General features: G+C 67.7%; 19 protein-coding genes. 13 read left to right on the top strand and 6 right to left on the bottom strand.

Annotation, left to right across the window (positions count from 1 at the left end; all coding sequences use genetic code 11):
• The first annotated feature begins 9 nt into the window (after positions 1-9).
• The 4 genes from kdpB to ABE422_RS18260 are packed head-to-tail and all read left to right on the top strand — an operon-like array spanning position 10 to position 6,127.
• Positions 10-2,061, top strand: coding sequence for a potassium-transporting ATPase subunit KdpB (kdpB, locus tag ABE422_RS18275; RefSeq protein WP_313208800.1), 2,052 nt, complete (start codon positions 10-12; stop codon positions 2,059-2,061).
• Positions 2,058-2,729: a potassium-transporting ATPase subunit KdpC gene (gene kdpC / locus ABE422_RS18270; RefSeq protein WP_346483461.1), complete on the top strand. Its 672-nt coding sequence runs from the start codon at positions 2,058-2,060 to the stop codon at positions 2,727-2,729. Before kdpB ends, kdpC begins: the two co-directional genes overlap by 4 nt.
• Positions 2,730-2,766: 37 nt before the next feature.
• The gene (locus tag ABE422_RS18265; RefSeq protein ID WP_346483460.1) at positions 2,767-5,427 is read left to right on the top strand and encodes a sensor histidine kinase KdpD; all 2,661 of its coding nucleotides are present in this window, start codon (positions 2,767-2,769) and stop codon (positions 5,425-5,427) included.
• Positions 5,408-6,127, top strand: coding sequence for a response regulator transcription factor (locus ABE422_RS18260; protein WP_346483459.1), 720 nt, complete (start codon positions 5,408-5,410; stop codon positions 6,125-6,127). The genes ABE422_RS18265 and ABE422_RS18260 overlap by 20 nt, the downstream gene beginning before the upstream one ends.
• A gap of 30 nt (positions 6,128-6,157) precedes the next feature.
• Here ABE422_RS18260 and ABE422_RS18255 read toward each other — a convergent pair whose 3' ends face one another.
• The 3 genes from ABE422_RS18255 to coaBC are packed head-to-tail and all read right to left on the bottom strand — an operon-like array spanning position 6,158 to position 10,248.
• The gene (locus ABE422_RS18255) at positions 6,158-8,506 is read right to left on the bottom strand and encodes a phosphomannomutase/phosphoglucomutase (protein WP_313208804.1); all 2,349 of its coding nucleotides are present in this window, start codon (positions 8,504-8,506) and stop codon (positions 6,158-6,160) included.
• 12 nt (positions 8,507-8,518) lie between these two features.
• Positions 8,519-8,992, bottom strand: coding sequence for a dUTP diphosphatase (gene dut / locus ABE422_RS18250; protein ID WP_046272982.1), 474 nt, complete (start codon positions 8,990-8,992; stop codon positions 8,519-8,521).
• The gene (gene coaBC / locus ABE422_RS18245; RefSeq protein WP_313219933.1) at positions 8,989-10,248 is read right to left on the bottom strand and encodes a bifunctional phosphopantothenoylcysteine decarboxylase/phosphopantothenate--cysteine ligase CoaBC; all 1,260 of its coding nucleotides are present in this window, start codon (positions 10,246-10,248) and stop codon (positions 8,989-8,991) included. Before coaBC ends, dut begins: the two co-directional genes overlap by 4 nt.
• Positions 10,249-10,524: 276 nt before the next feature.
• Here coaBC and ABE422_RS18240 point away from each other — a divergent pair, with 276 nt between their 5' ends.
• The 7 genes from ABE422_RS18240 (at position 10,525) to ABE422_RS18210 (ending at position 17,257) form a co-directional block, all read left to right on the top strand.
• Positions 10,525-11,673 (top strand): Fic family protein, encoded by a 1,149-nt coding sequence (locus ABE422_RS18240; RefSeq protein WP_346483458.1) that lies wholly within the window; start codon positions 10,525-10,527, stop codon positions 11,671-11,673.
• Between the two features lie 84 nt (positions 11,674-11,757).
• Positions 11,758-12,402: a hypothetical protein gene (locus ABE422_RS18235; protein ID WP_346483457.1), complete on the top strand. Its 645-nt coding sequence runs from the start codon at positions 11,758-11,760 to the stop codon at positions 12,400-12,402.
• 106 nt (positions 12,403-12,508) lie between these two features.
• On the top strand, positions 12,509-13,207 hold the full coding sequence (gene radC, locus ABE422_RS18230; protein ID WP_346483456.1) for a DNA repair protein RadC: 699 nt from the start codon (positions 12,509-12,511) through the stop codon (positions 13,205-13,207).
• Between the two features lie 150 nt (positions 13,208-13,357).
• Complete coding sequence (argS, locus tag ABE422_RS18225; protein WP_346464610.1) at positions 13,358-15,046, top strand: arginine--tRNA ligase; 1,689 nt, start codon at positions 13,358-13,360, stop codon at positions 15,044-15,046.
• 18 nt (positions 15,047-15,064) lie between these two features.
• Entirely contained in the window at positions 15,065-15,934 is an 870-nt protein-coding gene (locus ABE422_RS18220) for an SPOR domain-containing protein (protein WP_313208810.1), read from the top strand.
• Positions 15,935-16,047: 113 nt separating this feature from the next.
• Positions 16,048-16,830 (top strand): helix-turn-helix domain-containing protein, encoded by a 783-nt coding sequence (locus ABE422_RS18215; protein WP_346466699.1) that lies wholly within the window; start codon positions 16,048-16,050, stop codon positions 16,828-16,830.
• Between the two features lie 70 nt (positions 16,831-16,900).
• Entirely contained in the window at positions 16,901-17,257 is a 357-nt protein-coding gene (locus ABE422_RS18210; RefSeq protein ID WP_313208812.1) for a VOC family protein, read from the top strand.
• Between the two features lie 279 nt (positions 17,258-17,536).
• Here the strand turns inward: ABE422_RS18210 and ABE422_RS18205 are convergent, their stop codons facing one another.
• Together ABE422_RS18205 and ABE422_RS18200 are read right to left on the bottom strand one after the other, a co-directional pair.
• Positions 17,537-18,286 (bottom strand): SDR family NAD(P)-dependent oxidoreductase, encoded by a 750-nt coding sequence (locus ABE422_RS18205; protein ID WP_176990950.1) that lies wholly within the window; start codon positions 18,284-18,286, stop codon positions 17,537-17,539.
• Positions 18,287-18,383: 97 nt separating this feature from the next.
• The gene (locus tag ABE422_RS18200) at positions 18,384-18,821 is read right to left on the bottom strand and encodes a hypothetical protein (protein ID WP_313219930.1); all 438 of its coding nucleotides are present in this window, start codon (positions 18,819-18,821) and stop codon (positions 18,384-18,386) included.
• A gap of 157 nt (positions 18,822-18,978) precedes the next feature.
• On the opposite strand from ABE422_RS18200, the gene ABE422_RS18195 reads away from it, so the two are divergent.
• Positions 18,979-19,449 carry a DUF1456 family protein gene (locus ABE422_RS18195; protein ID WP_313219929.1) on the top strand — a complete coding sequence of 157 codons (471 nt, stop codon included), beginning with the start codon at positions 18,979-18,981 and terminating at the stop codon, positions 19,447-19,449.
• Here ABE422_RS18195 and ABE422_RS18190 read toward each other — a convergent pair.
• Positions 19,415-20,350, bottom strand: a complete 936-nt coding sequence (locus ABE422_RS18190) for a LysR family transcriptional regulator (RefSeq protein ID WP_313208814.1) — start codon at positions 20,348-20,350, stop codon at positions 19,415-19,417. The two genes, ABE422_RS18195 and ABE422_RS18190, sit on opposite strands and share 35 nt — an antisense overlap.
• Positions 20,351-20,449: 99 nt before the next feature.
• Here ABE422_RS18190 and ABE422_RS18185 point away from each other — a divergent pair, with 99 nt between their 5' ends.
• Positions 20,450-21,625, top strand: coding sequence for an MFS transporter (locus ABE422_RS18185; protein WP_313208815.1), 1,176 nt, complete (start codon positions 20,450-20,452; stop codon positions 21,623-21,625).
• The last annotated feature ends 53 nt before the right edge of the window (positions 21,626-21,678 follow it).

The raw sequence follows: 21,678 nt of genomic DNA, 5'->3' as shown, positions 1-21,678 counted from the left end.
CCGCCTCCCATGAGTACGTACCCGTTGAACGTTTCTTCCCACCGCCGCCAGCGCCTGCTGGACGGTGCCGGCTGGCGCCGCGCCCTGCGCGATGCCGTGATCAAGCTCTCGCCGCGGCACCTGCTGCACAGCCCGGTGATGGCCGTGGTGATGGTCGGCACGGTGGTCAGCGCACTGGTGACGCTGAGCGGCAATGCGCCGCTGGGCTTCGGCCTGGCGGTCACCGCGATCCTGCTGCTGACCGTGCTGTTCGGCAACTTCGCCGAGGCTGTCGCCGAAGCGCGTGGCCGCGGCCAGGCGGCCTCGCTGCGGCGTGCCCGCCAGGACCTCACCGCGCGCCGGCTGGCCGCCGCGCATGCCGGGGCCAGTGAAACCCAGGTCCCGGCGGCCGAACTGCGGCCGGGCGATCATGTGATCGTCAGTGCCGGCGAGTTGATCCCGGCCGATGGCGAGATCGTTCAGGGCCTGGCGACCATCAACGAAGCGGCGGTGACCGGTGAATCGGCGCCCGTGCTGCGCGAGGCCGGTACCGACCGCAGTGGTGTGATTGGCGGCACCAAGGTGCTTTCCGACCAGATCATCGTGCGCATCACCGCCGAGCCGGGCCACAGCTTCCTGGACCGGATGATCGCGCTGGTGGAAGGCGCGAACCGCCAGAAGACCCCGAACGAGGTTGCCCTGACCCTGCTGCTGGCGGCGATGACGCTGACCTTCCTGGTGGTGGTGGCGACGCTGCCGGCGATCGGCGCCTTCGTGGGCGTACAGGTCGATCCGCTGCTGCTGATCGCGCTGCTGGTGTGTCTGATCCCGACCACCATCGGCGGCCTGCTGCCGGCCATCGGCATCGCCGGCATGAACCGTGCGCTGGCCGCCAACGTGCTGGCCAAGTCCGGCAAGGCGGTGGAAGTGGCTGGCGATGTGGACGTGCTGCTGCTCGACAAGACCGGCACCATCACCTACGGCGACCGCCAGGCCACGCATTTCCATGCCCTCGCCGGTATCGACGCCAGCCAGCTGCGCGAGGCGGCGCTGCTCTCCTCGCTGGCCGACCCGACCCCGGAAGGCAAGTCGGTGGTGCGGCTGGCGCGTGAGCAGGGCTGCACGACGGCCGAGCCGGACCGTGCGGACTATCTGGCCTTCAGTGCGCAGACCCGCATGTCCGGCGTCGATCTGGACGGCGGCCGCCGCATCCGCAAGGGCGCCTCCGATGCGATCACTGCGTATGTGCGTGCGCTGGGCGGCACGGTGCCGTCGGAGCTGACCGGACGCGTGGAACAGGTGGCACGCAACGGTGCGACACCGCTGGTGGTGTGCGAAGGCCGCCATGTGCTGGGCGTGATCGAGCTGTCGGACGTGGTCAAGCACGGCATGCGCGAGAAGTTCGCGCAGCTGCGCGCGATGGGCATCCGCACGGTGATGATCACCGGCGACAACCCGCTCACCGCTGCGGCGATCGCGGCCGAGGCCGGCGTGGACGATTACATCGCCGAGGCCCGCCCCGAAGACAAGCTGGCCCGCATCCGGGCCGAGCAGGCCGGTGGGCGGCTGGTGGCGATGGTCGGCGACGGCACCAACGATGCACCGGCACTGGCCCAGGCCGACATCGGGCTGGCGATGAACTCCGGTACGCAGGCGGCCAAGGAGGCCGGCAACATGGTCGACCTGGATTCGGATCCGGCCAAGCTGCTGGCGGTCGTTGAAGTGGGCAAGCAGCAGCTGATCACGCGCGGTGCGCTGACCACCTTCTCTCTGGCCAACGATGTCTCCAAGTATTTCGCGATCCTGCCGGCGCTGTTCGCCTCGACCCTGCCGGCGATGGCGGCGTTGAACGTGATGCACCTGTCCAGCCCGCGCAATGCAGTGCTGGCGGCACTGATCTTCAACGCCCTGGTGATCCCGGCGCTGATTCCGCTGGCGTTGCGCGGAGTGCGCTTCCGCCCGGCCACCGCCACGGCGCTGCTGCGCCGGAACATGCTGGTGTACGGCCTGGGCGGCGTGCTGCTGCCGTTTGCGGCCATCAAAGTGATCGACCTCTTCCTTGTCTCGGTATTCGGCGCATGAACCGCTCGCTTGCTACGTCCGTTCCCCGTTCCGCGCGCAACCGCGCTGCTGCCCCTACCCAGCTGCAGCAGGACAGCGCCTGGCGCCCGGCCCTCGTGCTCGGCATAAGCAGCCTGCTGCTGCTCGGCCTGGCCTACGCGATGGCCACCACCAGCGTAAGTCGGCTGCTGTTTCCGGCGCAGGCCGATGGCAGCCTGCTGATCCGGGATGGACAGGTACGCGGCTCGCAGTTGATCGCCCAACCGTTCGTGGGCGACGGCTACTTCCAGGCGCGGCCGTCGGCGGCCAACTACGATCCGATGGCCGCCGCCGGCAGCAACATGGCGCGCAGCAACCCGGCGCTGCAGCAACGGGTGCAGGCGGCGATCACTGCGGTGGCCGCACGCGAAGGCGTGCCTGCCGCCCAGGTTCCCGGCGATCTGGTGACCCAGTCCGGCGCCGGCATGGACCCGGAGCTGTCGCCGGCGGCGGCGCAGGTGCAGATCGCGCGCGTGGCGCGCAGCCGTGGGCTGCCGGTTGACCAGGTGGCGGCGCTGGTGAAGGCGCATACGCTGGGCCCGCAGTGGGGCGTGTTCGGGCAGCCACGGGTGAACGTGATGACGTTGAACCTGGCCTTGGATACGCAGGATGGGCAGCCGGGCAGCGCCCGGCTCTACGGAACGCGTTGATGCGCTGCGTACCGTCCGGGGCGCACAATCCCCGCCCATGAGCGACTCCCGTACCCGCCAGGCCGACGCCCTGGTCGACACCCTGCAGCGCGAAGCCGGCGGCAAACTCACCGTGTTCCTGGGTGCGGCACCGGGCGTGGGCAAGACCTTCAGCATGCTCACCCGCGCGCATGAGCAGCTGCGCCGCGGCGTGGATGTGGTGATCGGGCTGGTGGAAACCCACGGCCGCGCCGACACCTCGGCGCTGCTGGCGGGCCTGCCGCAGGTGCCGTTGCTGCAGCGCGAGTATCAACAGCACGCACTGGAGGAGATGGACCTGGACGCGGTGCTGGCACGTCGCCCGGCGCTGGTGCTGGTGGACGAACTGGCGCATCGCAACGTGCCCGGCAGTCGCCACGAGCGGCGCTGGCAGGACGTGATGGAGCTGCTGGATGCCGGCATCGACGTGTGGACGACGGTCAACATCCAGCATCTGGAAAGCCTCAACGACGTGGTCATGCGGATCACCGGGGTGCGGGTCAGCGAGACCGTGCCCGATGCGGTGCTCGACCGCCTGCACGACATCGTGCTGGTGGACCTGCCGCCGCGCGAACTGATCGAGCGGCTGCAGCAGGGCAAGGTCTACGTGCCGGAGCAGGCGGCGCAGGCGTTGCAGGCGTTCTTCTCGCCGGCCAACCTGACCGCGCTGCGCGAGCTGGCCATGCAGGAAGCCGCCGATCGCGTGGACAGCAGCCTGCGCGAAACCCGTGCCGCGCGCGGCGAAGGCAACCTGCCGCTGCGCCGGCGGGTGCTGGTGGCGATCGATGGCGGCGGCCAGAGTGAGTACCTGGTGCGGGTCGGCCGGCGCATCGCCGAGCGGCGCGATGCGCCGTGGACGGTGGTGACGGTGCAGGCGCGCGCGCACGACGAGCAGACCCGGCGCGAGATCGATGCCGCCTTCGCCCTGGCCCGCCGCCTCGGGGGTGAAGCGGAGCTGCTGCATGGCTCCAGCATCGCCGATGCGCTGCTGGACCATGCCGCACACAACGGTGTCTCCACGCTGGTGCTGGGCCGCACGCGCGAGCGGCCGCTGGCACGGATGCTCAACCGCACGCTGACCCAGCAGCTGATCCGACGCGGCGCGCATTTCGAGATCACCATCATCGGTACACCACAGGCACGTGCGCGGGCACGCCGGTCCGGGCTGTCGATACCCAGCCGCAGCGCCGGCAAGGATGCGCTGCTGGCAGTGGGGGCCACTGCGGCCGCCTGCCTGGTGGCGCTGGTCGCCGAACGCTGGATCGGGCTGTACGACCTGTCGATGGTCTTCATCGTGGCGGTAGTGATGGTCGCTGCGCGCAGCCGCACCAGTGCGGCGGTGATCGCCGCCGCGCTGTGTTTCCTCGCCTACAACTTCTTCTTCATCGCGCCGCGCTTCACCTTCGCGATCAGCGCGCGGCAGGGCGTGATCACGGTCTTCCTGTTCCTGGCCGCCGCCTTGGTGGCAGGGCGGTTGGCCTCGCGTCTGCGCATGCAGGTGGTGGCCTTGCGCGCCGCCAACCGGCACGCGCATGCGCGCCAGGCACTGGGCCGGCAGCTGGCCAGTGCGCCCAGCAACGAGCAGGTCGCGCAGGCCGGCCGCGAAGCGCTGGAGCAGGCGATGGATGCCCCGGCGTGGCTGCGCATCGGGCAGTACACCAGCGCCAGTGGCAGCGCCGCGCCAGGTGATACGGATCTGGCCGCGGCCGACTGGGCGCACCGGCACGGCCAGCCCAGCGGGCGCTTCACCGATACGCTGGCCGGTGCCGGCTGGTGGTTCCTGCCGCTGCTGGACGGCGACGACCGGGCGATCGGCGTGGCCGGCATGCGCTTCCCGCGCGAGGTGCCGCGGCTCACGCCCGAGCAGCGCCAGCTGGCCGAGGCGATGGTGGACGATATCGCGCAGGCTGCGCTGCGCACCCAGCTGGTGGCCGATCTGGAGAAGGCGCACGTGAGCAACGAGACCGAGCGGCTGCGCTCGGCGTTGCTGTCCTCGGTGTCGCATGACCTGCGCTCGCCGCTGGCGGCGATGATCGGCTCGGCCGACAGCCTCTCCAGCTACGCCGATGCGATGGATGCCAGTGACCGGCGCGCCCTGCTGGATACCATCCTGGTCGAAGGCGAGCGCCTGGACCGCTACATCCAGAACCTGCTCGACATGACCCGGCTCGGCCATGACGGCCTGCAGATCAACCGCGACTGGATCGGCGTGGATGAGCTGGTCGGTTCGGCCGCGCGCCGCCTGCAGCGCTATCAGCCCGACGTGCTGCTCAAGCTGGATATTCCCGCTGAACTGGCGCCGATCTGGGTGCATCCGGCGCTGGTCGAGCAGGCGGTGTTCAACGTGATGGAGAACGCGGCCAAGTTCTCCCCACCCGGTGCCGCGGTGGAGGTGCAGGCGCGGCTGGTCGAGGGCGAATTGCGCATCGACGTGCTCGATGCCGGCCCCGGTATTCCCGACGACGAGCGGGCGCGCATCTTCGACATGTTCTACAGCGTGGAGCGCGGCGACCGTGGCCGGCATGGCACGGGCCTGGGCCTGACCATCTGCCAGGGCATGATCGGGGCGCATGGCGGCAGCGTGCAGGCGCTGCCGGGCCGCGACGGACGCGGTACCCTGATCCGCATCACCCTCCCCTTGCTGCAGCCCCACCCTGCCGATGACACCGATGATTCCTGAGGCTTCCCACGGCGTGCCCCCGGCGCGTGTGCTGGTGATCGACGATGAAGCGCAGATCCGGCGCTTCCTGGAGATCAGCCTGCGCGCGCAGGGCTACCGCGTGTCCGAGGCCGCCACCGGCCAGGCCGGGCTGGAAGCGCTGGTCGGCGAAGGGGCGGACCTGGTGATCCTGGATATCGGCCTGCCCGACATGGAAGGCCATGACGTGCTGGGCGAGCTGCGTCAGTGGAGCCAGGTGCCGGTGATCATGCTGACCGTGCGCGCCAGCGAGACCGAGAAGGTGCGGGCGCTGGATGCCGGCGCCAACGACTACGTGACCAAGCCGTTCGGCACGCAGGAGCTGATGGCGCGCGTGCGTGCCCTGCTGCGCTCGCGCACGGTCTCCAGCGAGGGCGTGCTGCCCCAGTTCGATGATGGGCACCTGCATATCGACCTGGTGCGGCGCGAAGTACATCTGGAGGGTGCGCCAGTGGCACTGACACGCAAGGAGTACGCGTTGTTGTCACTGCTGCTGCGCAATGCCGGGCGGGTCGTGACCCAGCCGCAGATCCTGCAGGACATCTGGGGGCCGACGCACCAGCACGACACGCATTACCTGCGGATTCTGGTTGGCAAGCTGCGCCACAAGCTGGGCGATTCGGCGCTGGATTCGCGCTATCTGTTCACCGAGCCCGGCGTGGGGCTGCGGTTCAAGGGCTAGGTACCGACCGTTGGTCGGTACCCATGCCGGTCAGAAGCCCAGGTCCACACCCGGCAGCAGCGGTTGCAGCTGCGCGCGGAACAGGGCCTTGATGCGCTCCAGCGCCGCCTCGTCATCGGCCTCGAAACGCAGCACCAGCACCGGGGTCGTGTTGGACGCGCGCACCAGGCCCCAGCCATCGGGGAAATCGGCACGCAGGCCGTCGATGGTGGACAGGCGCGCGCCGGCGAACGGCGAGTCCTCCACCTGCACCGAGGACACGAACAGCGACACCAGCGCGTGCGGGGTGCCTGCGTCCACCGGCACCTTCAACTCCGGGGTGGAGACGCTGTCGGGCAGTTCGTCCAACACCTCCGAGGGGCTCTCTTCGCGCTGGGCCAGAATCTCCAGCAGGCGCGCGGCGGCGTACAGGCCATCGTCGAAGCCGAACCAGCGTTCCTTGAAGAAGAAGTGCCCGCTCATCTCGCCCGCCAGCTCGGCGTCGGTTTCGCGCATCTTCGCCTTCATCAGCGAATGGCCGGTCTTCCACATCAGCGGGCTGCCACCGTTGCGCAGCACGTAATCGGAGAGCTTGCCGCTGCACTTCACGTCGTAGATCACCAGCGCGCCCGGGTTGCGCATCAGCACATCGGCGGCGAACAGCATCAGCAGGCGATCGGCGTAGATGATCCTGCCTTCGCGGGTGACCACGCCGAGACGGTCGCCGTCGCCATCAAAGGCCAGGCCGATATCCGCATCGAAGCGCTTCACGGTCTGGATCAGGTCCTCCAGATTGCGCGGGTCGCTCGGGTCCGGATGGTGGTTCGGGAAGGTGCCGTCCACATCGCAGTACAGCGGAATGACCTCCGCACCGATCGCTTCCAGCAGCGGCTGGGCAAGCTCGCCGGCCACACCATTGCCCGCGTCGGCGACCACCTTGAGCGGGCGATCCAGCTGCACGTCATCGGCGATGCGCTGGATGTAGTCGGCATTGACGTCGCGGGTCTGGAAACTGCCCGGCTCGGGGGCCACGTGCAGCTGACCATCGCGGATGCGGTGGTACAGCTCGGTGATCGCATCGCCGGACAGCGTTTCACCGCCGACCACGATCTTGAAGCCGTTGTAGTCCGGCGGGTTGTGGCTGCCGGTCACCGCCACGCAGCTGCCGGCGCGCAGGTGGTAGCTGGCGAAGTACACCACCGGCGTCGGCGCCAGGCCGATATCGGTGACGTTGCAGCCGGCGCGGCGCAGGCCTTCGATCAGGCCGGCGGTGAGCTCGGGGCCGGAGAGGCGTCCATCGCGCCCCACCACGATGTCGCGCAGGCCCTGGACCTGCAGCACCGAACCGATCGCCTGGCCGATCAGGGCGGCGACCTTGGGGGTCAGCTCGCGGCCGACGATGCCGCGGATGTCGTAGGCGCGGAAGATCCCGGCCGCGACGGTCTCGCCCGGCACGGCCGGCGGCGGCGCGGCCGCTGCTGTTTCATCAACGCTCTCGACGGCGGCCACCGCGAGCGGTACCTGGGCGAGACTTTCACTCAAGGTGGGACCGGCGTCGGCACCGCTGTCGGCGGCACCCCGGCGACGCGGCAACGGCACCTTGCCTTTGCCCAGCACCAGCAGCACGGCAATCAGCAGCAACAACACGGCCACGATCGCACTGGAGATCGCCCCCAGGCCCAACGGGCCCGGTTCGATGTCCGGCACCGCGGCCGACAGGCGCAGGCCACTGGTGCCGATCGGACGTGCCAGCGCTTCAGCGCCGCCGGACAGCCCGCGGCTGCCCTGTTCAATCACGTTGTGATTGCCTTGGCGCAGGGCGAGATAGCCGGCGCCCGGCACGGCGACCTGGTCGAATATGCCGGTCAGCCGCAGCAGCGGCTGCCGCACGTAGACCACGGCCGCCCCCTGCGGGCCCAGCTCCACCGCCGCGGCCAGGCCGAGGCGCTGGCCGCCGGCATCGCGCACCACGCGACCGACGGGTGTGTCATCGGCGATGGCCGCCTCGAGCAGGGCCAGGCGCGAGTAACCGAAGGCCTTCGGATCGGCGTACGCCGCATCAAGATCGGCCGTGAGGATCTGGACGTCTTCCACGCCGGGCCAGCCTTCGCGGATGGCGACGGCCGCACCTTGTGCGTTGCCGCTGGCCAGTGCGCTGGCAACGCGCTCGGTCTTGAGCACCTTGCCCAGCTTGCCGAGCTGACCGGTCAGCGCCGTCTGCAGCCCCCCGACCACCTGGTCGCGGGAGTGTTCAAGCTCGGCGCCGACGGCGGCCTGGCGCCATTGGCGCACACCGCTCCACCCGAACCAGACCGCCAACAGCACCAGCAGCACGGCCAACAGCGGCACCGAGCGCCCTGTGGTCAACCGCGGCCGTCCTTCCGCCTTCGCCTTGCTCATGACGCTCCCCTGTCAGCGCACCCCGGTATGGCCGAATCCACCCGTTCCCCTGGCGCTGTCGGTGAAAGTATCCACTACCTGAAGCGCCACGCGTGCAATGGGCAGCACCACCAGCTGGGCGATGCGATCGCCGGGCTGCAGCGTGAACGGCTCGCGGCCGCGGTTCCAGGCGCTGATCAGCAGCGGGCCCTGGTAATCGGCATCGATCAGGCCGGTGCCGTTGCCCAGCACGATGCCGTGGCGATGGCCAAGCCCGGAGCGCGGCAGCACCACGGCGGCCAGGTTTGGATCGGCGATATGAATGGCGATACCACTGGGAATCAGCGCGGTGTCGCCCGGCTGCAGCGTGAGCTCGGTCTCCAGCGCAGCACGCAGATCGAGGCCGGCGCTGTGTTCGGTGGCGTAGGCCGGCAGCGGCCATTCGTCGCCGAAACGCGGATCGAGCAGCTTGACCTGCAACGGCTGGAGGGAGGAATCGATGGTCATGCGTGCAACCTCTGGGCAATCAGGGACAACAGTTGTTCGGCCAGCACGGCCTTGGAGGTGCCGGGGAACACCTGTTCGCCGCCCTGCCAGTAGGCCGTGGCCGCGTTTTCATCGCTTTCGAAACCGCCGGTGCTGATCCCGACCTGGTTGGCGATCACCAGATCCAGGCGCTTGTCGACCAGCTTGCCGCGCGCGTACTTCTCCACATCGTGGGTTTCGGCGGCGAAGCCGACCACCAGCTTGAGCGCGTTGGTCTGCGTGGCCACCTCGGCCAGGATGTCCGGGGTGCGCACCAGCTCCAGGGTCAGGCTCTGGGTATCGGCGGTCTTCTTGAGTTTCTGCGGAGCGACCTGGCGCGGGGTGTAATCGGACACCGCGGCCGCACCGATATAGATGTCGGCCGGCAACGCACCGAGCACCGCTTCGCGCATCTGCGCGGCCGAGCGCACATCAACGCGCTGCACACCGGCAGGCGTGGCCAGCTGGACCGGGCCACTGACCAGCACCACCTGCGCGCCCAGGCGGGCGGCGGCGGCGGCCAGCGCGTAGCCCATCTTGCCGCTGCTGCGGTTGCCGACGTAGCGCACCGGGTCGATATCTTCATAGGTGGGGCCGGCGCTGATCAGCACGCGCAGCCCCTTCAGTTCACTGCTCGCCGGTGGCTCGGCGGGGGCCGGCGCGTGCAGCCGGGCCAGCGCGGCCACGATCGCGTTCGGTTCGGTGAGCCGACCGGGGCCGGACTCGCCTTCGGCCAGCGGACCGTCTTCCGGCCCGATCACCTGGGCACCACGCTCGCGCAGCAGGGCGATGTTGGCCTGGGTGGCCGGGTGCAGCCACATGCGGTGGTTCATCGCCGGGCACACGGTCAGCGGCGCGGTCGTGGCCAGGCACAGGGTGGTGACCAGATCATCGGCGTGGCCGTTGGCCAGGCGCGCGAGCAGATCGGCGGTGGCCGGGGCGACCACGATGCGGTCGGCCCAGCGGGCCAGCTCGATATGGCCCATGGCCTGCTCGGCCGCGCTGTCCCACAGGGTGGTGCGGGTCGGCTGGCCGGACAGTGCCTGGAAGCTCAGCGGGGTGACGAACTGCTGGGCCCCGGCAGTCATCGCGACCTGCACCTGGGCCCCGGCATCGCGCAGGCGGCGCACCAGTTCCAGCGACTTGTAGGCAGCGATCCCGCCACCAACGCACAACAACAGCTTCTGGCCTTCCAACGGGCGCGCGGACGCCGGAGAAGCCTGGGGGGAGTCAGCCACCTTGGGTGTTCCTGTCGAACCGAGGCGATTAGCTTACCTGATGGGGTGCGGGCGGCTCATGCCCCAGGGGCATGAGGGGGGTGTTTTTAGTCATGAGGGTGCACGGGTGCCACCCTTGATTGTTGGCCTGCCCAGTAGATGGAACTGCCTGACCAAGGGTGCCGACAACGGAAGGTGACTCCGTGGTTTTAGTCGTTAAAAAAGGATGCTTTAATAACGATCGGGGCTGGGAAAGGTTTCTTTCGCAGCTGAAACCGTATCCAAAGGAACCTTGTCATGCCGCGCATCACTGGGACCTGTGCCACAACCGCCGTTGGTGGCGAGAACGTTCACGCGTTCGTGCCTCACGCCCTCCCGCCCGGAGATCCGGTGCTTTCCCCCACCGCGTACGTGGAGCAGAACGCCCGCGCCGAAGTAGCGTTGACGCGCTTGTCCGGTATGGCCGGGCTGGTGGCCTCCAGCAACTGGCTGATCTATGCCGCCATCCGCAAGGAGGCCTTGCTTACCTCGCAGCTGGAAGGCACCCAGGCCACACTGACCGACGTGCTGGATGAGGAAGCCGGTATGACGGTGACCAATGCCCAGGATGTGGAAGAAGTTACGAATTACCTGCTGGCGTTCAACTACGCGCGCGAGCAGCTGCGTAGCCCTACCGGTCTGCCGGTATCACTGCGGCTGCTGACCGAGTCCCACCGGGTGCTGATGACGGGCGTGCGTGGCGCCACCAAGCAGCCACGGGCCGTGCGCACTACACAGAACTGGATTGGTGGAAGCCGACCAGGCAATGCGAGCTTCGTTCCACCGCCCGCGCAGGAAGTGGGGCCCGCACTCAGCGCGCTGGAGCGCTATATCCACCAGCCAGAGCACGCGTTGCCGCCCTTGGTGCGCGTGGCGTTGGTGCATGCGCAATTCGAAACCATCCACCCCTTCCTGGACGGCAACGGACGTATCGGCCGCCTGCTCATCGCCATGCTGTTGGAAGAGTGGAAGTTGATGCCCGAGCCGTTGCTGTATGTGTCTGGTTACCTGAAACGACACCAGCGGATGTACTACGACCGGCTTTCCGCCATTCGAAATGACGGTGACTGGGAAGGCTGGGTGAGCTTCTTTCTGGAGGCCGTGGAGGCCGCTGCTGATGAGGCGCAAAGCAGCATCGTTGCCCTTGCCGCATGCATCGCCGAGGATCGGAAGCGTGTGCTTGCGCTGGGTACCAGTACGTTGGCGACGCTTCGGTTGTTCGAGCTGCTTCCCACCATGCCGAGAATCAACATTGATCGTGCGGCGCAGGTGCTGGAGGTGAGTGCTCCAACTGCGGCGAAGGCCATCAATGGATTGCAGGTAGCTGGGGTGTTGGAGGAGACGACGGGCCGGGCGCGGAACCAGAGCTTCTTGTATGCGCGGTATGTAAGGCTGTTGATGCAGTGATTGGAGTTCAATCGATCATGTGGCTTCTGATCTGCTTGGACAATTCCATATTCTGGCCACATTGAGAGACTGGAGTGACACGCCATGGATAAGAGAGTACGAATCACGAGGCCGAAGGGTGAGCTAGAGAGAGAACTGCAGGACCAAGTTGAACTGCTACAGCATGCATGCTCTTCATTCGACTCAGGCCTGGAGGCGATTGGCAAACACATCGCCCTATCACTCAGGGTCCTGTTGCACCATCGCGGAAATTCACAAGCACTGCTTGAACAACTCGGCCTACGCGACGGTCATTTTTACGATTCCGCTGGAGAACTGAATCCTCGCAATCTCCTTACCGAATGCAATTTGGTTATGTACCGAATGGATGCAAACGGCGCGGAGTATCTTCCTCTCGTCGCGGCAGGCGAATCACATAGACGCCCGAAACTCGTACCCTTCCCCACATGGTGGAACGAGCCGGTTCTGAAGGACAACAAGGGACAATTTCTTAGCAGGCGCGAGCTTGTGGGGAATGTGGCCGACACCGATGGCGGCGCGCATGTTGATCCACAGCTTGAGGAAAGGTACATGGACTTGTCACGAAACAATTCGCTGGGCTGGGTTTTTCATAGCAATGACATGGTTTCACCCCTAAAGGGACGCCCTGAGTTGGCTTGTATGAGGCAGATTGCCCATGAAGTATTACTCACGATGCGACGCAGACATCCCAAGGCTTTCAGAGATTGATATTCAAATCCGGGGATAGCACCTGCATCCATCCCTCCAGATTCTGACGCGCTATCGCGATCGCTTCTGATGGCGCCTCCACTCGTGCATCCCGACAATTGCTGATATGGCAATTAAAGACTGGCCCAAAGATGAACGCCCTCGCGAAAGGTTGCTGGCAAAAGGACCCGCTGCTTTATCTGACGTAGAGCTTCTGGTCTTATTCATGGGTACCGGCCGCAAGGGCCAGCATGTGCTGGAGAGCGCGAGTCAGCTGATGAAGATTCATGGTCCACTGCGGAAGTTATTGGACATGGATGCCGCAAAGCTCATGAAGCTTCCGGCACTGGGGCCTGCACGAGCATGCAAACTGGTGGCGGCGCTCGAACTCGCTAACCGTCACCTCCGCGCGCAATTGGATCGAGGCGACAGCATGCGCGACCCCGGCTCTGCAGCGCGTTACTTCAAGCAAAGACTGCGCTCCCGACCTCAAGAGGTATTTGCGGCCCTGTTTCTGGACACCCGCAACCGGACACTGGGCTATGAGGAGCTGTTCACCGGCACCATTGACGCGGCCGCCGTGTACCCGCGGGAGGTGGTTCGCCGGGCGTTATTGCATAACGCCGCAGCGGTCATCGTCAGCCACAACCACCCCTCCGGCAGCGCGGAGCCCTCTCGCGCGGATCGCGAGATCACCCAGCACCTCCAGAAGGCCTTGGATCTAGTCGGCATCCGCCTCCTGGACCACGTAGTAGTAGGCGAAGGCACCCCCGTCTCCATGGCTGAACGAGGCTGGCTCGAACCCACCCTCTCTTTTCGGGGCTGAACGCCCCAGTCAGTCCCAGAACCCCTGTCCGAAGCCCTGAAACCGCCCCCAACACCCCTCAAGCCCCCTGCCCCAACCCCGTTCAATGGATCGGCCCGCCATCTAGGCTAAAATTGCCGATTCCGCCGCTCCAGTCCCAAAGCAGGCCTTGTGAAAAATCTCCTCCGCGCCCTGATCAGCCAAGGCATCGAAGCCTTGCGCGCCAACGGCACTCTGCCGGCCGATACCCTGACCCCGGAATTCGTGGTCGAACGCCCGAAGACCCGTGAGCACGGCGATTTCGCCACCAATGCCGCGATGCTGCTGGCCAAGCCGGCGCGCAGCAACCCGCGCGCCCTGGCCCAGGCGCTGCTCGATGCCCTGCCCAAGAGCAATGATGTGCTGCGCGTCGAGATCGCCGGCCCGGGCTTCATCAATTTCCACCTCGCCCCCAGCGCCTACCAGCGCGAAGCGGCCGGCGTGCTCAAGGAAGGCGCCGATTACGGCCACAACCTGAGCGGCAACGGCCGCACCGTGGGCGTGGAATACGTGTCGGCCAACCCGACCGGTCCGCTGCATGTCGGCCACGGCCGCGCGGCGGCGATCGGTGACTGCCTGGCGCGCCTGCTGGAAGTGAACGGTTGGAACGCCAAGCGCGAGTTCTACTACAACGACGCCGGCGTACAGATCGAGAACCTGGCGCTGTCCACCCAGGCGCGTGCGAAGGGCCTCAAGCCCGACGACGCCGGCTGGCCGGAAGCCGGTTACCGCGGCGATTACATCGAGGATGTGGCCAAGGCCTATCTGGCCGGCGCCACGGTGGAGCTGGAAGGCCACTCGGTGGTCGGCGAGCGCGACCCGGACAATCTCGATGCGATCCGTCGCTTCGCGGTGGCCTACCTGCGCAACGAGCAGAACCAGGACCTGGCCGCGTTCGGCGTGGACTTCGACATCTACTTCCTGGAAAGCTCGCTGTACAAGGACGGCAAGGTCGAAGAGACCGTCGCCCAGCTCAACGCGGCCGGCCATACGTATGAGGAAGGCGGCGCGCTGTGGCTGCGCTCGACCGACTTCGGTGACGACAAGGACCGCGTGATGCGCAAGTCCGACGGCACCTACACCTACTTCCTGCCGGATGTGGCCTATCATCTCTCCAAGTGGCAGCGCGGCTACGAGCGCGCGATCACCGAGCTGGGCGCGGACCACCACGGTTCGCTGGCGCGCGTGCGTGCCGGCCTGCAGGCGCTGGACGTCGGCATCCCGAAGGGCTGGCCGGAATACGTGCTGCACCAGATGGTGACGGTGATGCGCGGCGGCGAGGAAGTGAAGCTGTCCAAGCGTGCCGGCAGCTACCTGACCCTGCGCGACCTGATCGAAGAGGCCGGCCGCGATGCCACCCGCTGGTTCCTGATCGCGCGCAAGCCCGATTCGCAGCTGACCTTCGATATCGATCTGGCCCGCCAGCAGAGCAACGACAACCCGGTGTTCTACGTGCAGTACGCGCATGCCCGGGTGTGCAGCCTGCTGCGCCAGGCGCAGGAGAAGAAGCTGAGCTACACGCCTGCCGAAGGGCTGACCGGGCTGTCCTCGCTCGGCGATGAGGCGTCGCTGTGGCTGATGGTGGAAATGTCGCGCTTCCCGGAAGTCGTTGAAGCGGCCGGCCTGGCGCTGGAACCGCACCTGATCGCGCAGTATCTGCGTGAATTGGCGCATGCCTTCCACACGTGGTATCACGGCACGCAGGTACTGGTGGCCGACGAAAGCGAACGCAACGCCAAGCTGACGCTGGCCTGCGCCGCGCGCCAGGTCCTGGCCAATGGTCTGAACATCCTGGGCGTTTCCGCCCCGGAAAAAATGTAAGCAGTGGAGAAGCAGTAAATGGCAGCACGACGCGGCAAGAGCCAGGCACGGCGCAACAGCAACCAGGGCACCCCGGGATGGGTGTGGCTGGTCGCGGGTGTCGCGATTGCGGCCGTGGTGTTCCTGGCGGCACCGAACCTGTTCAAGAACGACGGTGATGGCTTCCTGCGGGTCGGCCCGCAGCCGGACCCGAACGCCCAGCCGGCCCCGGTGAGCGACGCCGATACGGACGTCGGCACCGAGCTGCCCAAGCCCGGCGCCGCCAAGCCTGCCGAACCGGCCAAGCCGGCGGCGACGCAGTACGACTTCTACACCCTGCTGCCCGGCAAGGAAGTGGAAATGTCCGATGCCGAGCTGGCCGCCAGCGCACGCGCCGAAGATCAGCGCCGCGCCAAGGCCGATGCGCAGCGTGCGCAGGCGGCGCTGGAAGGTCGTCCGTTGCCGCCGGCACCGGCGCCGACCAGCACCGCCGCGACCACCACGCCTGCGCCGGTCAGTACCGCTGCGTTGCCAGCGCCGGTGAACGAACGTCCCGCCGCCACCCCGGCACCAGCGGCATCGGCACCGGCCACGGTGGCCACCGCGCCGAAGCCGGATGCAGCGGCCGCCACCGCCCCGGCTGCCGCCGCTGCAGCCGCAGCGCCGGCCGCGGGCAACGTGCGTTACATCCTGCAGGCCGGTGCGTTTGGTGCCTCCGGCGACGCCGAGGCGACCAAGGCCAAGCTGGCGATGATCGGCCTGGCCGCGCGCGTGGAATCGGCCCAGATCAACGGCAAGACGGTGTACCGCGTGCGCATGGGGCCGTATGGCAGCGCGGGCGAGCTGGCCGAAGCCAAGCAGAAGCTGGATGGGACCGGGCTGCAGGCGATGGCGATCAAGGCGCAGTAAGGCGCAGTAAGGCGCGCTGCAACGTATACAGGAACGCCGGGCATTGCCCGGCGTTTTTTTTGATCGCCCAGAGCAGCCGACCCACGGTCGGCTCGACGGGTTATCGTCCCTGCATGTCTTCCCGCCCCGATTCTGATGACCTTCCCGGCGTTGCCGGTGCGACCGGTCGCTACCGCGAATGGGCGGCACCTGCTCCGTTGCAGGGCTGTTTCGGGCAGCTGTGGCGCAGCGATCTGCCGGTGGGCCATAGCGGTGAGGTTGCGGTGCTGCCTGATGGCTGCGTGGATATCCTGTGGCGCGAGGGGCGGCTGTATGCGGTGGGCCCGGATGTGGTGGCCGCCCACCCGCAGTTGATGCCCGGCGCGCAGGTGTTGGGCGCGCGCTTCCAGCCCGGCGCGGCGCGGGCGTGGCTGGGGGTGCCGCTGGACGAACTGGTGGGCACCGCCGTGGAGCTGGATGCGGTGCTGGGACCCCAGGCGCGGCAGTTGGCGGCGCGGTTGAATGACGTGGGCGATGGCGATGCGCGGCAGCGGTTGTTCGCGCAGGCGCTGGCTGGGTTGCCCCGCTCTACCGGTAGCCGCCACGCGGTGGCGGCGCGGGTGTTCGGGCAGGTGCGGGCCGGTGGTCATGATCTGGCCGCGATCGGTTCGGGGCTGCACATAAGCACGCGCAGCCTGCGCCGGTTGTGCCATGAGCAGTTCGGCTATGGACCGAAGATGCTGGAGCGGATTCTGCGGCTGCAGCGGTTCCTGACGCTGGCCCGGGCGAGACCGGGAGAGGGGCTGGCGGGGTTGGCGGCGGAGGTGGGCTACGCCGACCAGTCGCACCTGAGCCGCGAGGTGCGGGCGCTGGCAGGGATCGGGGCGGCGGCGTTGTGCGCGCAGTGGCGTGGCTGACTGGCCGTTTTGTTCAAGACCGGCGCGGCCGCAGTGGCGATGCTGGGGCTCCTTTCCACGAGAAGCGTCCATGAGCACCGCACACGGCAACGATCGCCGCATCGACAACATCGAATTCAATGTCACCGACATCGCGCGCAGCAAGGCGTTCTACGCTGAGGTCTTCGGCTGGACGTTCACCGATTACGGCCCGGCCTACACCGAGTTCAGCGATGGACGCCTGACCGGTGGGTTCACCACCGGCGAAGCGGTGCAACCGGGCGGACCCCTGGTGATTCTGTATGCCGATGACCTGGTCGCCACGCAGCAGCGGCTGCAGGCGGCCGGCGCGGCAATCTGCCGGGCCGCGTTTGATTTCCCGGGCGGCCGTCGGTTTCATTTCCGGGATCCGGATGGGTATGAGCTGGCGGTGTGGACGGCCGCCTGAGGTAGAGCCGACCGTTGGTCGGCTGCCAGGATGCAGGTAGAGCCGACCGTTGGTCGGCTGCCAGGATGCAGGTAGAGCCGACCGTTGGTCGGCTGCCGTCAGCGGTGGGTATGCGCCAAGGGCAGCCGACCAACGGTCGGCTCTACCGGTTTCGGGCGTGCGGCCGAGGTGTTGGCCCGTTCGGGCGTGCGGCCGAGGTGTTGGCCCGTTCGGGCGTGCGGCCGAGGTGTTGGCCCGTTCGGGCGTGCGGCCGAGGTGTTGGCCAGCGGTGCCCTTGGATCAGTCGCGCGCGACCTGGAAGCCGGCGAACGACTGGCTGACCGGCATCACTTCGAGGCGATTGATGTTCAGATGCGCCGGCAGCGAGGCGACCCAGAAGATCTGCTCGGCGATGTCCTCGGCGGTCATCGGGTTGGCGCCGGTGTAGAGCTTGTCCGAAGCGGCCTGGTCGCCATGGGTGCGGACCACGGTGAACTCGGTTTCAGCCATGCCCGGTTCTATCGTCGTCACGCGCACGCCGCTGCCGTGCAGGTCCGAGCGCAGGCCCAGCGAGAACTGGCTGACGAAGGCCTTGGTGCCGCCGTAGGCGTTGCCGCCCGGGTACGGGTACACGCCGGCAACCGAGCTGATGTTGATGATCGCGCCCTTGCGCGCGACCAGCTGCGGCAACAGGCGATGGGTCAGCGTCACCAGGGCGGTGACGTTGGTGTCGATCATGGTGCGCCAGTCCTCCAGCGAGGCGCTCTGGGCCGGGGCGGTGCCCTGGGCCAGCCCGGCGTTGTTGACCAGCAGGTCGATGTCGGCGAACCCGGCCGGCAGGGCGGCCAGTGCCGCTTCCATCGCCACGCTGTCGCGCACGTCGAACACCGCGGCATGCACGCGCTCGGGACCGTAGGCATCGACCAGCGGCTGCAGGCGCTCGGCACGGCGACCGGTGGCGATCACGCGCCAGCCGGCCTGGGCGAAACGGTGGACAGCGGCGGCGCCAAAGCCGGAGGTGGCGCCGGTAATCAGAGCGGTACGGGTCATCGAGGTACTCCGTGGAGATCCCGACCATTTTCGCACCGATGCCCGCCCGGTGCAGCGCCGTGCGCTGCTCCGCTACCCGGTCCTGCGCGCCTTCGTCTCAGCGGATGCGGAACACCCGTGCCTTGGGCAGGTCTTCATCCACCTGCAGGAACCAGCGGCCGGCGATGCCCGGCACCACCACGATCTCGGGGTTGCTGCGGGCGGTCTTGAGCGTCATCTCGCCCTTGAGCACCTGCCACTGCTGGCCGTTGTCGAGGGTGAACACGGTGCCGGGGGCCCAGCCGCCCACCTGGCCGGTGACCTTGGCGGTGATGGGGCCGTCGTCCAGCCCGGGGAACAGGGGTGCCGGCGCCGGGGCCTCGGCCTCGGCCTGGCGCAGCAGGCGGTTCAGCGTCTGCAGCTGGGCCGGGGTCAGCCCGACCTCGGCCAGCGCCTGCGGATCCAGCCGCTGCTCCAGCGCCACATACGGAACCTGCGCCCCAGCCTGCCCCGCCAGCAACATGCCCACACACCCGAGTACCTGCCACCTGCGCATTGCCTGCTCCACTGCCTGTCGATGCCTGATCGCGGCACTGTGCTTCACTTTCATGGCAGCCAGATGACAGCGACCACCGGTCGCAGCCGGCGGCGCGCCCGGCACGGGGTAAAATGGCCGCCAGCCGCGCAGCCGCGCCGGCGGTATTGGACGTCCCATGATCAACAACGATGTACTGCGCAGCATCCGCTACATGCTCGACCTCAGCGACGGCATGATCGCCGACACCTGTGCCCTGGCCGATCCGGCCTTCGTGGTCGACAAGGCCGATGTGGCCGGCTGGCTGCGCAAGGAAGACGAAGAAGGCTTCGTGCCCTGCGACGACCGCACCCTGGCGCATTTCCTGGATGGCCTGATCGTGCATTTCCGTGGCCGCGACGAGAGCCAGCCGGTCCGCACGGTGGAAAAGCGCATCACCAACAACCTGGTGCTGAAGAAGCTGCGCGTCGCCTTCCAGCTGAAGGACGTGGACATGCACGAGGTGTTCGACGCCGCCGGTTTCTCGGTCTCCAAGCCGGAACTGTCCGCGCTGTTCCGTCAGCCGGACCACAAGAACTACCGCGCCTGCGGTGACCAGATGCTGCGCAATTTCCTCAAGGGCCTGACCCTGCGCGTGCGCGGCGCCTGAGTGAGGCCTTGGTGCGTGGCTCCGGTGCCGGGGCCACGTGCTGCAGCAGTTCCGCCATGAAGGCCCGCGCCGCCGGCGTGGGCAGGTTCGACCAGACCGCATGAACCCGCCGGGTCGGTGCACCCTGGATTGCCACACAGGCAACGCCGCTGAAAGCGGCAGCGATCGCCTGCGGCACGATGCCGACCGCCAGACCCTGCTGCACGAAGCGCTCGACCAGCGCCATGTGATTGATCTCGAACGGCACCCGATGGGGCAGTCCGGCGGCGGCGAAGGCCTCGTCCGTCTGCCGACGGGCCCCACTGCCCTGCGGGAAATCCACCAGCGGCAGCTCGGCCAGCGTCGCCAGCGAGAGCCGTCTGCGCGTCGCCAATGGATGCGCCGGCGGCAGCACGGCGACCATCGCCTCCTCGGCCAGCAATCGGTGCTGGGCGCCCTCGATCGGGGTCCCCGGGGACAGGCCGACCAGCGCCACATCCAGCCGCCGCTCGCGCACGTCGGCCATCAGCACTTCGCTCTTGTCCATGCGCAGGCGGAACTCGACCTGCGGATAGCGCTGGTGAAAGGCCGCCAGGCAAGCGACCAGATCCACCGCGGTCAACGAGGTGATCTGGCCGATGTGCAGGATGCCGCGCACCTGGCCACCGACGGCGGCGACGTCATCGCGCAGATGCCGCAGTGACGCCAGCACCTGGCGTGCGTGCGTCAACAGTGCTTCACCGGCGGGCGTTACCCTGACCTGACGCGGCAGGCGCTCGAACAGCGTGGCCTGCAGTTCGTCTTCGAGATGGGCGATCTGGTGGCTCAGCGCCGACTGTACGACGTGGCAGCGCTGCGCGGCTCGGGTGAAGTTGCCTTCCTCGGCCAGCGCCACCGCGAACTCGAGCTGCTTGAGGTTCATCGTGCCATCTCATTTTCAGATGCATCGGATGATAACTATTCATTTCCCTCATTTACCGATCGGGCGGACACTGGCGCCCCTTCTTTCCTGGAGCCCGTCATGACCCACGACGTGCCCTCGCCCCTCAGCCGCTGGCAGGTCCTGCTGATGGCCTTCGCCACCGGTGTGGCCGTGGCCAGCAACTATTACGCGCAGCCGCTGCTGCACACCATCGCCGGGCAGTTCGGGGTGTCCTTCGCGCGTGCCGGTACGGTGGTGACCGTGGCCCAGCTGAGCTATGCGGCGGGCCTGATCCTGCTGGTGCCGCTGGGCGATCTGTTCGAACGGCGCCGGCTGATCGTGGTGATGTCGCTGCTGTCGGCGGCGGGCCTGGTGCTGAGCGCGCTCAGCCATCAGTTCGTGTGGCTGCTGGTGGGCACCGCGCTGACCGGCCTGTTCTCGGTGGTGGCACAGGTGCTGGTGCCGTTCGCGGCGACGCTGGCGCGGCCGGAAGAGCGTGGCCAGGTGGTCGGCACGGTGATGAGCGGCCTGCTGCTCGGCATCCTGCTGGCGCGCACGGTAGCCGGGGCGCTGTCCTCGCTGGGCGATTGGCGCACCGTGTACTGGATCGCCGCGGCGGCGCTGGTGCTGACCACGGGCATGCTCTATCGGCATCTGCCGCGCTTCCATCAGACCGCCGGGCTGGGCTATCTGCAGCTGCTGCGCTCGATCGGCACGCTGTTCGCGCAGGAACCGGTGTTCCGCCTGCGCACCGTGCTGGGCGCGTTGAGCTTTGCGATGTTCGCGATCTTCTGGACGCCGTTGGCGTTCCTGCTTGCGGCCGAACCGTATGGCTACAGCGATGCGACGATCGGTCTGTTCGGGCTGGTGGGTGCGGCCGGCACGCTGGCCGCCGGTGTGGCCGGACGCATGGCCGACCGTGGCAAGGCCGCGTTGGCCACCACCGTGGCGCTGGTGCTGCTGGCCGCGTCGTGGCTGCCACTGGGCTTCTCCACGCACTCGCTGATCGCACTGGTGCTGGGCGTGATCGTGCTCGATCTGGCTGCGCAGTTGTTGCATGTGAGCAACCAGAACGTGGTGTATGCACTGCGCCCGGAAGCACGCAACCGGCTCAATGCCGGCTACATGACCGGCTATTTCATCGGTGGCTCGCTGGGCTCACTGGTCTCGGCGCAGGTGTTTGATCGCTTCGGCTGGACCGGTGTGTGCGTCACCGGTGCGGGCGTCGCGCTGGTGGCGATGGCGGTGTGGGCGGTGGCGGTGGTACGCCGGTAGAGCCGACCGTTGGTCGGCTGCATTGCGCGCCGCCTGGGGCAGCCGACCAACGG

It is taken from the genome of Stenotrophomonas sp. TWI1151, assembly GCF_039673135.1.
Lineage (GTDB): Bacteria > Pseudomonadota > Gammaproteobacteria > Xanthomonadales > Xanthomonadaceae > Stenotrophomonas.
Note: the sequence above shows the minus strand (reverse complement) of the source record. Positions and strands in the feature narration are given on the sequence as shown.

Bases quoted from the DNA above. Each gene is read 5' to 3' on its own strand.
- kdpB (WP_313208800.1), top strand. From the start codon at position 10: ATGAGTACGTACCCGTTGAACGTTTCTTCCCACCGCCGCCAGCGCCTG.
- kdpC (WP_346483461.1), top strand. From the start codon at position 2,058: ATGAACCGCTCGCTTGCTACGTCCGTTCCCCGTTCCGCGCGCAACCGC.
- ABE422_RS18265 (WP_346483460.1), top strand. From the start codon at position 2,767: ATGAGCGACTCCCGTACCCGCCAGGCCGACGCCCTGGTCGACACCCTG.
- ABE422_RS18260 (WP_346483459.1), top strand. From the start codon at position 5,408: ATGACACCGATGATTCCTGAGGCTTCCCACGGCGTGCCCCCGGCGCGT.
- ABE422_RS18255 (WP_313208804.1), bottom strand. From the start codon at position 8,506: ATGAGCAAGGCGAAGGCGGAAGGACGGCCGCGGTTGACCACAGGGCGC.
- dut (WP_046272982.1), bottom strand. From the start codon at position 8,992: ATGACCATCGATTCCTCCCTCCAGCCGTTGCAGGTCAAGCTGCTCGAT.
- ABE422_RS18240 (WP_346483458.1), top strand. From the start codon at position 10,525: ATGCCGCGCATCACTGGGACCTGTGCCACAACCGCCGTTGGTGGCGAG.
- ABE422_RS18235 (WP_346483457.1), top strand. From the start codon at position 11,758: ATGGATAAGAGAGTACGAATCACGAGGCCGAAGGGTGAGCTAGAGAGA.
- radC (WP_346483456.1), top strand. From the start codon at position 12,509: ATGGCAATTAAAGACTGGCCCAAAGATGAACGCCCTCGCGAAAGGTTG.
- ABE422_RS18220 (WP_313208810.1), top strand. From the start codon at position 15,065: ATGGCAGCACGACGCGGCAAGAGCCAGGCACGGCGCAACAGCAACCAG.
- ABE422_RS18215 (WP_346466699.1), top strand. From the start codon at position 16,048: ATGTCTTCCCGCCCCGATTCTGATGACCTTCCCGGCGTTGCCGGTGCG.
- ABE422_RS18210 (WP_313208812.1), top strand. From the start codon at position 16,901: ATGAGCACCGCACACGGCAACGATCGCCGCATCGACAACATCGAATTC.
- ABE422_RS18205 (WP_176990950.1), bottom strand. From the start codon at position 18,286: ATGACCCGTACCGCTCTGATTACCGGCGCCACCTCCGGCTTTGGCGCC.
- ABE422_RS18200 (WP_313219930.1), bottom strand. From the start codon at position 18,821: ATGCGCAGGTGGCAGGTACTCGGGTGTGTGGGCATGTTGCTGGCGGGG.
- ABE422_RS18195 (WP_313219929.1), top strand. From the start codon at position 18,979: ATGATCAACAACGATGTACTGCGCAGCATCCGCTACATGCTCGACCTC.
- ABE422_RS18190 (WP_313208814.1), bottom strand. From the start codon at position 20,350: ATGAACCTCAAGCAGCTCGAGTTCGCGGTGGCGCTGGCCGAGGAAGGC.
- ABE422_RS18185 (WP_313208815.1), top strand. From the start codon at position 20,450: ATGACCCACGACGTGCCCTCGCCCCTCAGCCGCTGGCAGGTCCTGCTG.